Here is a 14,575-nt window from a genome sequence, read left to right as displayed (position 1 = left end):
AAGAACATTTGAGATTCTTTAGCACCGGATTGATCAAAATGAGCAAACGTTCGTGCCCCATTCATTAACGTGGCATTGATTGCGAGCGGCGCATTAGTTCAATGGCTTCCAATCGGTAGCTGTCGTCGCCTGCCGCCATTGTTGCTTGCTCAATGACGTCCGACCAAGAAAGACTCTGAGCATTTTGGCCGCCGCGAAGCAACATGCCAAACTGTGCGATTGAGCTGGCCCATCGGAAGTCGTTATCGATCGGTTGCTCATAAGCATCGACGAGCAGCGGATAGTCGAATCGTGTGCTAACGCTCGAATCTGGCTTCTTGTAACGAAGCTTAACAAACAGCAGCTCGCTACTAAATTCACTCGCCGCATCGGCATCAGCACTCAAACTAGGTCGTTCGACATTTTCGCTTTCGGATGCTCCGTCTGCTGTAGCGCTTTCGTAACGCAACGGATCTTCCGGTGGAGCATCCCCGGGTACCTCTTGGCCTGCTGGAACGATTTCATACAGGGCGGTGACGCTGTGGCCAGCGCCGATCTCCCCGGCGTCTTTCGTGTCGTCGTTAAAATCGCGATTGGCCAGCTTGCGATTCTCATAGCCAATCAAACGATAAGCTGCCACATAAGCTGGATTGAAGTCGACTTGAATCTTTACATCCTTCGCCACGGTAATCAATGTCGAATTGATTTGCTCAACCATGTGCTTGCGAGCTTCAAGTTCGGAGTCAATCATCGCGTAGGTTCCGTTCCCTTTGTTCGTGATCTTTTCCATCATCGAATCGTTGAAGTTCCCCATGCCGAATCCGAAAACTGACAGGAAGATATTGCTTTGCCTGGCGTTCGCTTCCACTAGATTCGTAAGCGTGTCATCTCCTGTGACTCCGACGTTGAAGTCCCCATCGGTGCAGAGGATTACACGATTAACACCGCCTTGAATGAAGTATTGTCGAGCGATATCGTAGGCAAGTTGAATGCCTTCGCCGCCGTTGGTGGAACCACCGGCTTGCAAATCGTCTAACGCTGTAAGGATTGCTTGTTGATTGTTGCCAGTTGTGCTAGGTAAGACGAGCCCTGCGGCTCCGGCGTAAACAACGATGGCGACTCGATCGTTTTCTCCAAGCTGCCTTGCCAGCATTGAGATAGCTTTTTTGACCAGCGGCAATTTGTTCGGTTCATTCATCGAACCCGAAACGTCCAGCAAGAACACAAGGTTGGAGACAGGGCGATTCTTATTCTCAATCTGCTTGGCCTGCAACGCGATTCTGACTAGCTTGTGCTCTTGATTCCACGGACAAGTGGTCGCTGCCAGATGAGCAGCAAAGGGTCTGTCATCTTGCGGACCTGCGTAGTCATAGCTGAAATAGTTCAGCATCTCTTCAATTCGAACAGCGTCAGGATTTGGCAGACGCCCAGCTTCCATAATCGCTTGGCGGATTTTGGAATATGCCGCGGTATCAACATCGATTGAAAAAGTTGTCCGCGGTTGCTCGGCCGTCTTCTGGAACGGAGTCTCGACGATGGATTCAAAACGATCACCTTCGACAAGCGATTCGTTGGATTGCTTGATTCGCTTGTCGTAAGAATGCATGGCAGAAGGTCGTTCTAGCAATCGCCTTCGCGCAAGACCCTCCAAAACTTCTCCGCTGGGCAGGGTGTAATCCGTCGTCATACCACTATCGTACCCACTGGCCATACGGCGGGTGCTTTCTGAATGTGCCAAATCTTCTCCACCTGTAGTTTGGCCTTGTGACAAACCATGCTCGCCACTGGCTCGGCCCTTTCTACCGCCAAACCCGCCAAACCCGCCGCCATTTCCCGGTGACGATCTTCCATAGCCCTCGCCATAAGAAGAACCCGAGGAATCACTCAGTTGAAAGCGAGTAGCAGGCTCCGATGCGAGCGACATGCTTTCCGAATCGTCTACCGATTTTGACAAAGGTAACCCCTGGTCTGCCGGTGCATCAGCAACAGGAGCTCCGAAACTGTTTTGAAAAAACTGAGTATCGAAGTCGGCTGTTGGACCTGCAGCGCCACGGGCGCTGGCGGCATCGCTCGAGCCGAACGCAATCGATGCGGGCTCGTTAGCAGGTGCAACACTTCTTGCTTGGCTTTCCAATCCATTTTCAACTGAAAGCGCATCTGTCTTCTCCATAACGATTGCTTCGTCTTTTTGCTCTTTAGCAAGCGAAGGAACTGAGGATGTTGGAGCTGCGAAATCGCTCTCCATGGAGACAGTATCTGAAGTACGCAGCAAGTTTCCGGAAAACACCACGACTGCCGTTAGCGAAGCGGCTAGTGCCGTTAAACCTAACCACATGGTACGACGTGAGTCAGACTTCGTGACTGCGTAGGTGCTTGTTGGCTTGACGGCTGATGCTGCGTTCAACAACGTCGTTTGCTGCGAAGCTTTTATGGACGTCCGCAAGCGTTCGGTTTGTTCGGATGTCAAAGGCATGGGCGCGACAGTTGTCAATGCTGCGCTCACCTTGTCCAGCGTTGAACGAATGCTCGCCAGTTCTTCTCGGAGTGAAGCATCGCCCTCCAAAGCAGCTTCAATCGCATCCGCGTCATCAAGCTCTAATTCGCCCAACGCATAAGCCGTTAGCTTCCAATCTTCAATCTTTTTTTTGTTCATTTCATTACTCATTATGTCAACCTTATTGTTTCATTTAGTTCAAGCGAAAGTTACCTTCAAGTCGCCAATGTCGCTCGCAACTTGTGGATCGCCTGATGAAGCGTGACGCCGACGTTACTGACGGTCATGCCGGTCACGGCTGAAATTTGCTTGTAAGACATACCGTGCGTCATTCGCAGGTTGAGTACTTCCTGTTGTTGTGATGGGAGCTGTGAAATTTGCTCACTGCAACGTTGAAGTTCGTCTTCACGAGTAATTCGGTTCGACGGGTCGCTATCAAGCCTAGTGTCGGCGATAGCAAATGTTTGGTCAGTTGTGTTCATTCGTTGGCTCTGCCTCAGTTGGTCAAAGATTAGATTTCGGCAGGTACGAAACAGCCACGCTTGGACATGATCCTGAATATTGTCGCGAGGCTGTTTGCACAGTCGTAAGAAGGTCTCTTGCACCGCGTCGATCGCTTTGTCATGGTCGCCTCGGAAGAACCCAGCCGCATAATTGACGAGTTTCAAATGGTTTTGATCGAAAACAAACGACACCCATTCGCTATCTGACAACGTGCGTGCACTTGCAGCACAGCAGTCTTGCAGCGGCGATACGGAAGCGTTTTCCGATAGGGATTCGTTCATAAATCGATTCTCAGTTGGCAATCATCGCGTCGACGTTATCTCAACGTTCATGCGGACTAAATATTAGGTGCGTAGGCAGAAACTTTGAAAATTCTTTGCTGCCGCACTTCTGAAGCTCAGAATGCTGCACGCAATTCTCGCCGGAAAGGCCCGGGAACCAACGAATTTTGCAGAATTTGCATGTTATCCGAGCTGGCTATGTTTTACTGCGAATACTTTGTTCGTGTCACTTCGGCTAGCTAAAGATTTCGACTAGGATAGGACAGGCAAGAGTTTGCGAGAGAAGAACGGCTGGGCGTGGGAAGTCTTGAGCGACAACTGAGTATGTCACTGATTGAATTAAACGACGTAGAAAAAATCTATACCCTTGGCGAAGTCGAAGTTCGAGCCCTGGTTGATGTGACCCTAAATATTGAACGGGGCGAATATGTCGCGTTGATCGGTCCCAGCGGTAGCGGCAAATCGACTTTGATGAATACGCTGGGTTGCCTTGATCGTCCAACGAGCGGAAGCTACAAGCTGGATGGCGAAGAGGTCGTTACGATGACCCGCGATCAACGTGCAAGGATTCGCAACAAACAGATCGGCTTCGTCTTTCAAAACTTCAACTTGCTCAATCGCACGTCGGCGTTAGAAAACGTAGAACTACCGCTGCTGTACGGTGAGCGACTTACGGCGAGGTCGCGTCATGAGCGAGCGACCGAACTGCTGGATTTGGTCGGGCTTGGCGATCGGCATGACCATCATCCAGGTCAACTTTCGGGCGGGCAGCAGCAGCGTGTAGCAATTGCGCGCGCCTTGGCAACCAATCCATCGATTCTAATGGGTGACGAACCAACGGGAAATTTAGATACTCGAACCAGCCGCGAAGTCATCGAACTGTTTGCAAAGCTGAATGCCGAGCAACACTTGACTGTTATTCTGGTGACGCATGATCTGAACATCGCACGCAACGCAAGACGCAATATCGTGTTGCGTGATGGAAGCGTCATCTGCGACACGCTGAAACATGACGAAGCGGCAGCGGCTTTGCAAGCGGCTGCACAATTTTAAGGGCTGACGGAGCGCGCAACATGGATGCTTATTGGACCTTACCCGAACTTCGAGCGCTTCGCTTAGCTGAAAAGTTTATTCGTATTCCAACCGGCGTTGACGTGCCGATCACCAGCCGAATACAGAAGCTGATCGATACGCCACATTTTCGTCGTCTTTCCAATCTAAGCCAGCTTGGTTTGGTCGCTCTCGTCTATCCAGGTGCTAGGCACACAAGATTTGAGCATTCTCTAGGCGTTTACCGAAACGCCCTTCTCTTCCTTGAACGACTGACACAGTCGGAAGATTTTCGCAGCAGATGTTCACCCAAGCAGTGCGAACTGTTCTTGGTTGCAGCATTGCTTCACGATATCGGCCACTATCCTTTTGCGCATGCGATCGAAGACATGCGTTTGCCTGGCATGCCAAGACATGAAGAGCTCGCGGCGGAATACTTGCAGTCGCCAGACTTGAAGAAGATCTTGGAGTGTGACTTCGAAATCGATCCTAACGATGTGTTGGAGCTATTGGCTCCAGCGGAAAAGCCGGGACGATTTCCCTTGCTCTTTAGTATGTTAAGCGGCCCGATCGATATCGATAAACTTGACTATCTCGAACGCGACTCGATGCATGCCGGAGTTCCTTACGGCCGAAACTTTGATCAGCAACGCTTGATCGGCCAGCTTTGTGTCGATACCGACAGGAATTCACTTGCGATCACTCAAAAAGCACGCACGGCTGCCGAAATGATGGTCTTTGCACGCTATGTGATGTTTAGCGAAGTCTACTGGCATCATGCCGTGCGGTCAGCGACCGCAATGCTGCAGCGCTGTGTCTACGGGCTGAACGATCGTGCGGAGTTCTTAGCAAAAGCACGTTGGATGTCCGAAGCCGAAGCTGCCAGTGCGATATTGGAAAAGCTTGCCGATACAGAGCTTGCCGACATCAGTCGAGGGCTGTTCGGTCAAGACCGAAGCCTATTTAAGAGGGCAGCGCAGTTTGACTACTTGGAAGCCCCCGAAATCCATCGCGCGCTTGCTCGACGCCCTTTTGAAGAGATGGTTGAACTGAGTGGCAAGTTGGCCGAATATCTTTCTTCACAAACCAAGCAAACGGTTCTTCCAAGTGAGATTTTGATCGACGCGCCACCGACCAAACTGGAAGTACAATTTGATGTTAGGGTTCGGCAGAGCGACGAAACGTTCCGCCCGTTGGGCACGCTATCGCCCGTCGTTCAAACGCTAGCAACGCACCAGTTCGACAACATGGTTAAACGCGTGCGGATCTTCGTCGCACCCAAACACCGCGATTGGATGCGGCAGGTTCAATGGCGCGAAGCGTTCAAGCGAACGGGGCGACCTGATTTCGCCGACTTGTAAATCGCGAGAATCAATTCCACGCTTTTTCGTCCCTCTTGGCCATCGATCGAGGAAGGTTTCCCGCTCTTGATGGATGCCAGGAAGTCTTTGAACAACTCGCGGTGCGCAACGTGCCCAATCGCAGCAGGATCGCCTGCACCACCGCCAGTCTTGGTACGACTAGACATCTCTGCCACTATTTTCTCATCTTGTTTAGTCGGTTTCGCGAACTGCCATTTGATGAGGTCCTCTTCTTCCAAGATTGCTGTGCCCATGTTGCCCGCGATTTCGATTTTCTTAAGGGAGCCTGGATAAGCGCCTGTCGTGGCTTCGATAACGCCCAGTGCGCCGCTCGCAAATCGAAGAGTAGCGACAGCCACATCTTCCACCTCGATCCTTTCGTGCGACCGAGTTGCTGAGTACGCTGTTACTTCGGCAACCGGGCCCATGAGCCACAACAAAAGGTCGACGGTGTGAATAGCTTGGTTCATGAGAGCACCGCCACCATCCAGCTTCCACGTACCTCGCCAAGCACCGCTGTCGTAGTATTGCTGAGTTCGGAACCACTTAACATAGGCATCGGCCAGAGAGATTGTTCCAAAGCGATCCTTATCAACGGCAGTTTTAAGGATTCGAGCGGCGGGATGATACCGAGATGGAAAGATGGTGCCAAGCTGGACATTGGCTTTCTCGCATGCGTCGATTAACTTGTCGCAGCGCGCAAGCGTCACTTCGAGAGGTTTTTCAACGATTACGTGTTTCCCGGCTTTAGCTGCCGCAATACCAGGTTCCAGATGCGCTCCGCTGGGCGTACAAATCGTCACGACATCAATGTTAGGCCTGGCCAACATCGCTGCCAGCGAATCGTCCGCTTCACACTGATGTTCACTTGCGAACTTGGCTGCCTTTTCGTGAGTCGAATTATAGCAAGCAACGAGTTTCGCGCCTTTGATCTCCTTGATAGCGGCCGCGTGGAAGCGAGCGATCATGCCTGTGCCGATGATACCAAAACCGATAGCCATGCTTTTGCTTTTATCTTAAAGAAGTTGTATTCGAAACGTCACCTAACTGATAAAGAGTGGCCCCTTTTCAATTAAGTTCATACATGCGAAGTGTTATGATTTTGCGAGGGCCGCTGTGCCGGCTTTTAGCGTCGCAATAATCTGATCGACATCGTATACGCAGCCTCCCCAGGTCCCACCGCCAACGGATTGTAATGCGGCCCAGAGTCGCGTATCGTCTGGCAAGCGACTATCCGCCACAAGCTGCGGATGCACTGGACGCGAAGCGAGAAGATCTGTTGCTTCTTGCGACGTCAATGATTTTGTAGCGGTTGCAACCAGGTTTACAGAAGCAGTTAGTTGATTGGCGTCGACGATAATCTCGACGATATCGCCATCGATCACTTTTCCAATTGGACCTCCAGCGAGTGCTTCCGGGCCGACGTGACCAATGCAAGCACCAGTTGATACGCCTGAGAATCTCGCATCGGTAACGACCGCGACTTGTTTGCCCCAGGGTAAGTGTTTCAGGGCGCTGGTAAGCTGATAAGTCTCTTCCATGCCTGAACCGATCGGTCCACGACCAACTAGCAACAGGATGTCCCCAGGTTTAATAGGTTGTCCTTTTTGTCCTTTGATGGCTGCAATCGCATCGGATTCCGTAGTGAATACGCGAGCAGGACCACGTTTATGATAGATACCTTGGTCATTTAAAACCGAAGGATCGATCGCGGTGCTCTTGATGACCGCTCCTTCGGGAGCAAGATTTCCGAAGGGAAAACAGACGGTGCTGGAGAGCCCCATCTTCTTGGCGGTGGCTGGCGGAATGATAACTTCATCGGCATCTACGTTATCCATAGCAAACAGATGTTCACGAAGTTTTTCGCGTCGCGCTGATACCTTCCAAGCGTCAAGGATTTCGTCCCAGGTCTTGCCGCTTACTGTTTTCGCTGATGTTTTTGCGATACCAAGTTCTCGCAAGTGCCACATTACTTCGGGGACGCCACCAGCCATGAAAAATCGCACTGTTGGATGATACTTTGGACCATTGGGCAGGCAGTCGACGAACCGCGAAACCTTGCGGTTGATGTCGATCCAATCTTGCAACACGGGACGGCGTAGGCCTGCCGCATGGGCGATTGCCGGAATATGTAACAAAAGGTTGGTCGAACCACCGCAAGCTGCATGGACCGCCATCGCGTTATAGAAGGAGTCGTCAGTCAAAATGTCGGCGAGTGTAAGCTTGCGTTGGTATAGTTCATACAATGCTGCTGCACTCTGTCGTCCCATTTCCAGCCAGATCGGTTGGCCGCTGGGAGCCAGTGCGGCGTGTGGAATCGTCATACCCAGTGCTTCCGCAACGACTTGGCTGGTCGCTGCCGTGCCTAAAAACTGACACCCTCCGCCGGGTGAACCGCAAGCGCGGCAGCCTGCAGCTGCGGCGTCTTCCAGGCTGATCTCACCGTGTGCGTAGCGTGCTCCGATCGATTGAACTTTGCCTAAGTCTTCCGTGTCGCGCGCCGGAAGCGTTACACCGCCTGGTACTAACACGCTGGGTAGGCTTTTCACTCCTGCTAGCGCCAACATCATTGCCGGTAGCCCTTTATCACAAGTGGCTACGCCCAAGACGCCGCGGCGAGTCGGTAGGGAACGAATCAGTCTTCGAAAGACGACGGCTGCGTCATTACGATATGGCAGCGAATCGAACATTCCAGCTGTGCCTTGCGTTCGACCATCGCACGGATCGCTGACTGCCCCGGCAAAGGGGACGCCGCCAGCTTCAGCGATCCACTCCGCCGCCGCCCTCACCAGCAACCCGACTTCCCAGTGTCCTGTGTGGTAACCCAATGCGATTGGTTGCCCATCGTCGCGACGCATCCCCCCTTGTGTGCTCAGTAGAAGGAATTGTGGACCGAGCATTTTTTGCAGATTCCAACCCATGCCTGCGTTCTGCGTGAGTCCGAACAAATCGCCGCTGGACCAATTTCGCAGCATATCGTCGTCAAGCGGAAGTTGGCCAGCTGGGCCCTCGCCCGATGTTGCGACCGGAAAAGCCTGCGGGTTTTCGATCGATGTCTCGTTTGCAGGCCATGACAACCACTCGTCAAGTGAAAAGGAATTCTGCTGCTTGGAGTCACTCATAGAGCTACTGTAAGATTTCTGCTGGGAGAGTCTGAAAGGAATGTGAAAACCCGAGAGCGGGGGGCGAATGTTCGAAATGTCATCTCGCCATCGAATATTCTAACCGCTAAGGCAAAATCGTTGCAGATCGGTTATAACAACAATGAAATGCACGCCTATGCCATGGCAGACGTCTGTCTGCGGAAAGTGTTCCATTCGAATTTCGTCAGTTTGAATGGGTGTTCGGGAAAGGTAACAACTGAAGGTATTACTTGCGATGGGGCAGCTGCGGATAGGATTTGAATATCCGATTTACCTTTTGTTATTAATCGTCATCCCCATAATCATTTGGATTGGGCGACGATCGTTAGCAGGATTAGGGCCATGGCGAGCGGCTTTTGCAATCATGCTCCGCTCAGCTGTTTGTCTTTTGGTGGTGTTCGGCATCGCCGGTTTGCAGTGGATTTGGACCAGTGAGAAGACAACGGTCATCTATCTACTCGACCAGAGCGATTCGATAACGCAAGCCAAACGTCAGCTGATGCTGGACTATGCCATCGCCAGCGTCAAGAAATATCGAAATTCCAATCGCGATGACCAAGCAGGCCTGATTATCTTCGGCAGGGAGGCTGCAATAGAATTCCCGCCGCTGGATGAAGACTTACCGAACATCGATCAACCTGAGAGTTTCTTCGGCGAATCGGATGCGACGAATTTAGAAGCGGCTCTAAAACTTGCACAAGCTAGCTTCCCAGAAAATACAGCACGCCGCATCGTAGTGTTGACCGACGGCAACGAGACGCTTGGCACTGCGGCGACGACGGCAGCTTCATTGGCTGAAGCAGGCATTGGGATCGATGTCGTACCGGTCAAGATGAGCGCTCAAGCAGAAGTGCTGGTCGACAAGATCGACATTCCGGGGAACGTTCGACAGGGACAACCGGTCGAAGCTCGCGTAGTTGTGGAACGTATGAGCGAAAATAATGCGCCCGTTCGCGGACGATTGAGGGTTTTGCAAAGCGTTGGCCGAAACCAAAGAGTGCTTACCGATTCGGAAGTCGTACTGGATCGCGATGTCAATGTTATTACTCTCCCACATATCATCGATCAACCCGCAGGTTATAGCTACGAAGCGGTCTTTATTCCCGAAGACCAAGCGAGCGATTCGATTTCGGAGAACAACAAGGCGACGGCGTTCACTTACGTGCGCGGTAAGGGGCGGGTGCTTTTAATCGAAGATGTCGCTAAGATCGGTGAGTACGATGACTTTATTGAAGCATTGCGCCGGAGTGATATTGAAGTCGATGTACGCGATACGTCGAGTCTCTTTACGAATCTGATTGAACTACAGGCTTACGACGCAGTCGTTCTGGCTGGAACACCCAGGACGTCGGGCGAGTCAGCAGACGTGCTGTCGTTTTCGGACGATCAAGTTGAAATGCTGACGCAAAGCGTGCAGCAGTTTGGTATTGGTTTGTTAATGCTAGGCGGTCCTGAAGCGTTTGGCCCAGGTGGTTGGGCCAACACAAAACTCGAGGAAGCGATGCCGGTCGACTTTCAAATTAAGAACAGCAAGGTGGAAGCTGTCGGGGCGTTAGCGATGGTAATGCATGCGTCCGAAATTGCATCGGGCAATTACTGGCAAAAAGTCATCGGGCGAGCAGCACTCGATTCCCTTGGACCTTTAGATTATTGCGGTGTGATTCGCTACGACGCGTTGGGCGATAGCTGGTTATGGGGTGGGACCAATGGCATGCTACGAGTCGGTGATGGCGAAAATAAGAAACATATGCTTAGCCAAATGAACCAGATGCAGCCCGGCGATATGCCTGACTTTGATCCAGGACTGGTGCTTGCGTATCGAGGATTAAGTGCAACACAAGCGTCGATGAAACACATGATTGTGATCAGTGATGGCGATCCCACGCCGCCCTCGGGGGGGATCATTAACTCGTTCGCATCAAGTGGCATTAAAATTTCAACCGTCGCTGTTGGAGCACATGGACCGGCGGGGCATCAAACGTTGCAGAAGATCGCCACTACCACTGGCGGGAACTATTACGTCGTTACAAACGCCCGAGCGTTGCCGAAAATCTTTATGCGGGAAGCGCGGCGAGTGTCTCGGTCGCAGTTGTTCGAGGATCCTGCTGGCTTTACCCCAGAGGTAGTGGCGTCCCATGAAGCACTGACTGGGATTAGTCGCAACTTGCCCCCAATAACGGGTTATGTTTTAACTCAACTAAAAGCGAGTCCTTTGGTCGAACGTCCGATTCGCGCACCGCGACCGTCCGAAGAAGACGTATCAACGATCCTGGCTACTTGGACATACGGGCTTGGCAGAACTGCGGTGTTTACTACCGATACTGGGAAGCGTTGGGCGACCGATTGGGCTAACTGGCCGCAGTTTGATCAATTTTCAAGCCAGCTAGTGCGTTGGATCATGCGGCCGTCCAAAGAAGAAGGCAACTACACAATTTCCACTGCATATCGAGACGGTAGAGTGGAAGTCGTCGTGACGGCGACGGACGAAGAGGAGCGTTCGTTGAACTTTTTGGAGATCAACGGCGCTGCGGTAGGGCCTGATCTGCAGCCTTTCGCCGTTTCCCTAACGCAGCAAAGCGCCGGAAGATACATTGGTTCATTTCCCGCTCCTCAAGCTGGATCCTACGTACTGAGCGTCGTTCCTGCGGCTGGTGAAGCTCCACTCACGACGGGCGTTTCTGTCCCCTTCTCTGCTGAATACCGGCTCCGAGAGATGAATTCAAGACTGTTGCAGCAACTAGCGGGTTTAACGCCGGTAGGTGGAACGCAAGGATCTCTAGCGCAACCGTTAGAGCAAGAAGATTGGGAGACACTGTTGGCGATCGATGGCTACCGACCAGGAGTGCCTCCGGCGCGGTCGCTACAAGATATTTGGCCTTGGGCAATTCTGTTGGGAGCAACATTATTCTTTACAGATTGCTTGGTGCGTCGCGTAGCAATTGATTTACGATGGCCGTTGGTTGTCTATCGAAGGTATCGCGAAGGCAAGAAGAAACAAGACGATGTGGCGGTAGCTCGCATGGACCGCTTGCGAGCCACAAAGCAAGATGCCGCGTCCACGATGATGGCAACGAAGCCAGCAAGCGATGCAAGCTTCGACCCGGCTGAATCTCAAGCTGGGGAAGTTGACGTTGGTGGCGAATTCGGCAAAACGAAGTCCGCGTCCCCCGCTTCAACGTCTGATAAAGGGTCAGGGAAGCCGTCTTTGGGACAAGGCGACAGCGAGTTGTCTTACACTGAACGGCTTTTGAGAGCGAAGAAGAATACCAAACGTGAAGGTGAGTAGCGGCTTTTGTTCTTGGCAGCTTGCAACGACGGGATATTGTTGACGACGACGCTGTGCTGAAGCATGAGAACAGGCCAAACGGCTTGCCGCGTGCCGAGCCCGTTCATCTGAATGCATTTGCCACAAAAATCCGGTCGATCGCCCTTCGAATTCTGCGTACCAATTTCTAGGGGAATTGAGAGCAGTGACCGGTTTGTGAGGCTACGCAACGCTGCAGTTGCCAGCGGAATCGCTCATTCTGCTTGATTCTGGTCGTTTTTGCGGTGACAATTGAGCTGGAAGTTCGCTATAGATCCCTTAGTGGGCTATAAATTTCAAAGTGGGTAGAGCGGAAGCTGAATCTGTTCCAATCTGAATTTGATTGTGCAATGCTTAAACGGGATAACAGTATCGAAGGCGAACCCCCAGAATTACTGGGTGATGCTCGCTCTGTGGATGTTACTGATCTAGTTCCCCCCGTTGTGACGGCAGAAAATGAAGCTTCGGACGTGGTGGCGGCCGCGGATGATGACGAGTCAGAAATTGGCCCCGCGACAGGAACCGTCTTTTTCGACCGAGATAGCGTCGCCTTTTTCGCTAGCTTGCTGGGGCATGTGGCGTTAATCGTCGGATTTGCGGCAATTCCGGTCATTACGGAACTTGCAAAACCTGAGTTTATTATTCGATCAACTCCAATCGAAGAGGACGAACCTGACTTTGAACTGATAAGTGAGATCGTCTTTAGCGACGATCCTGCTGAAAAAATCGGCTCGAACTCAATCGGCCAAACTGACATAGCAATGAGCTCGGCTCCGATTCTGGCCGAGATCAGCGAAATTGTAACGCCTGAATTGACACCTTCCCCAATCGCAACCTTTGATCTGTCGGTCAATGTTCAGAATGCCGTCGCCCTCACGCAGTCCAAAACCGTTGTTCGTGGGATGACTGGCTACGGCGTTGCTGGGACTGAAGGAGCGGTCGACCGAATAACCTATGAAATCATTCAGTCAATTGAGGAGCGGCCAACACTGATCGTTTGGCTCTTTGATGCCTCGGTGTCGCTGTCGAAGCGTCGCGAAGAGATTCGAAACCGCTTCGATCGCATCTATGAAGAAATTGGGTTAGTGAGCGCGGCCCGACAACAACCGAGCGACAGGTTGCTTACGAGCGTCGTTTCTTTCGGGCAAGACGTGAATCTCTTGTTGGACAAGCCGACCGAGAATGTGGATCTTATCCGTCAGGCAATCGATCAGATCGAAGTCGACAGCTCTGGCGTCGAAATGGTTTTTTCGGCACTGTACATGGCCGCTGACAAATTCAAACGGCTGCGGATTGATCGCGGCGACGGTCCGGAACGCAACGTCATGCTAATCGCAGTCACGGATGAACGAGGCGACGATACGCAAGGGATGGACAAGACAATCGATCTTTGTCGACGTTTTGCCATCCCCGTCTATATCATGGGCGTACCAGCTCCATTTGGACGTGAATTTACCTTTATAAAATACGTCGATCCTGACCCAAGATTTGACCAATCTGATCAGTGGGCTCAGATTGACCAGGGGCCAGAAACTCTTGTTCCTGAGCGTGTTAAGATTGGCTATAAAGATAACTTCTTCGAGGAGCCAACGATCGATTCAGGTTTTGGCCCTTATGCTTTATCACGCATTTGCTACGAAACTGGTGGGATCTTTTTCACGATCCATCCCAACAGAAAATATGATCGTGACGTTGGCCGCGGTGCGACAGAAGCGTTCGCGTCGCATATGCAACGGTTTTTTGAACCGGAGGTCATGGAACGCTATCGTCCTGACTATTTATCGGCCGACGAATACCAAAAAATGCTCAAGAAAAGCCCCTTACGGGCGGCTCTCGTGCAAGGGTCCCAGCTCGCTCGTACGGGGGTGCTCGAGCAACCACGATTGCGATTTGTCAAACGGGACGAAGCGAGCTTTGCCAACGATCTAACACAGGCCCAACAACTATCGGCTCGACTGGGGCCTGGACTTGCCATGCTGTGCCAAGTACTTTCGCAAGGAGAGGCAGGTCGCAGCAAAGAGCTCTCGGTTCGATGGCTGGCTAGCTACGATCTATCTATAGCCACTGCAAACGCCGAACGAATCCGTAATGAGTCGTATAATCAGATGTTAGGGAAAGCAAAGCGAGGAATGAATTTCTCTGATACTAAAAACAACACCTGGACGTTAAAGCCGAGCAACGAAATTTCAGTGAATAGCCGGCTTCAGAAAGAGGCAGATGACGCACGTTCGTTATTTGAGAAGATTGTTACCGATCATAAAGGAACGCCATGGGCGTACCTAGCGCGTCGAGAATTAGAGCGACCAATTGGATGGGAGTGGGCTGAATCGTACACCGATCTAAACCCACCAGCACCCATGAATCCCGCACCGAACAACAATAACATTCCGAATCCGCAAGACGATCAGGCTAGGATGCTTGCGCCACCGCCACCGAAGCGTCCAATACCAAAGTTATAG

8 protein-coding genes are annotated in these 14,575 nt (G+C 51.9%); 4 read left to right on the top strand and 4 right to left on the bottom strand.

All coding sequences use genetic code 11. The annotated features are described in order from the left end of the window. Window positions 1-64 precede the first annotated feature (64 nt). Together SH451x_RS19715 and SH451x_RS19710 are read right to left on the bottom strand one after the other, a co-directional pair. On the bottom strand, window positions 65-2,644 hold the full coding sequence (locus SH451x_RS19715; protein WP_479358780.1) for a YfbK domain-containing protein: 2,580 nt from the start codon (window positions 2,642-2,644) through the stop codon (window positions 65-67). 44 nt (window positions 2,645-2,688) lie between these two features. Then, window positions 2,689-3,258 (bottom strand): RNA polymerase sigma factor, encoded by a 570-nt coding sequence (locus SH451x_RS19710; protein ID WP_479358778.1) that lies wholly within the window; start codon window positions 3,256-3,258, stop codon window positions 2,689-2,691. Between the two features lie 324 nt (window positions 3,259-3,582). On the opposite strand from SH451x_RS19710, the gene SH451x_RS19705 reads away from it, so the two are divergent. Continuing rightward, window positions 3,583-4,311, top strand: coding sequence for an ABC transporter ATP-binding protein (locus SH451x_RS19705; RefSeq protein ID WP_479358777.1), 729 nt, complete (start codon window positions 3,583-3,585; stop codon window positions 4,309-4,311). A 20-nt stretch (window positions 4,312-4,331) separates the two neighbouring features. After that, the gene (locus SH451x_RS19700) at window positions 4,332-5,669 is read left to right on the top strand and encodes an HD domain-containing protein (RefSeq protein ID WP_479358776.1); all 1,338 of its coding nucleotides are present in this window, start codon (window positions 4,332-4,334) and stop codon (window positions 5,667-5,669) included. On the opposite strand, the gene SH451x_RS19695 is transcribed toward SH451x_RS19700, so the two are convergent. Together SH451x_RS19695 and SH451x_RS19690 are read right to left on the bottom strand one after the other, a co-directional pair. Then, window positions 5,615-6,670, bottom strand: a complete 1,056-nt coding sequence (locus SH451x_RS19695; protein WP_479358774.1) for a Gfo/Idh/MocA family protein — start codon at window positions 6,668-6,670, stop codon at window positions 5,615-5,617. The two genes, SH451x_RS19700 and SH451x_RS19695, sit on opposite strands and share 55 nt — an antisense overlap. A 93-nt stretch (window positions 6,671-6,763) precedes the next feature. Then, window positions 6,764-8,791 (bottom strand): YjhG/YagF family D-xylonate dehydratase, encoded by a 2,028-nt coding sequence (locus tag SH451x_RS19690; RefSeq protein ID WP_479358773.1) that lies wholly within the window; start codon window positions 8,789-8,791, stop codon window positions 6,764-6,766. Between the two features lie 385 nt (window positions 8,792-9,176). Here SH451x_RS19690 and SH451x_RS19685 point away from each other — a divergent pair, with 385 nt between their 5' ends. Continuing rightward, on the top strand, window positions 9,177-12,098 hold the full coding sequence (locus tag SH451x_RS19685; RefSeq protein ID WP_479358771.1) for a VWA domain-containing protein: 2,922 nt from the start codon (window positions 9,177-9,179) through the stop codon (window positions 12,096-12,098). Window positions 12,099-12,466: 368 nt separating this feature from the next. Continuing rightward, window positions 12,467-14,575 (top strand): vWA domain-containing protein, encoded by a 2,109-nt coding sequence (locus SH451x_RS19680; protein ID WP_479358770.1) that lies wholly within the window; start codon window positions 12,467-12,469, stop codon window positions 14,573-14,575.

The sequence above is a fragment of the Njordella aestuarii genome, assembly GCF_056494165.1.
This window is presented reverse-complemented; position numbering and strand designations above follow the sequence as displayed.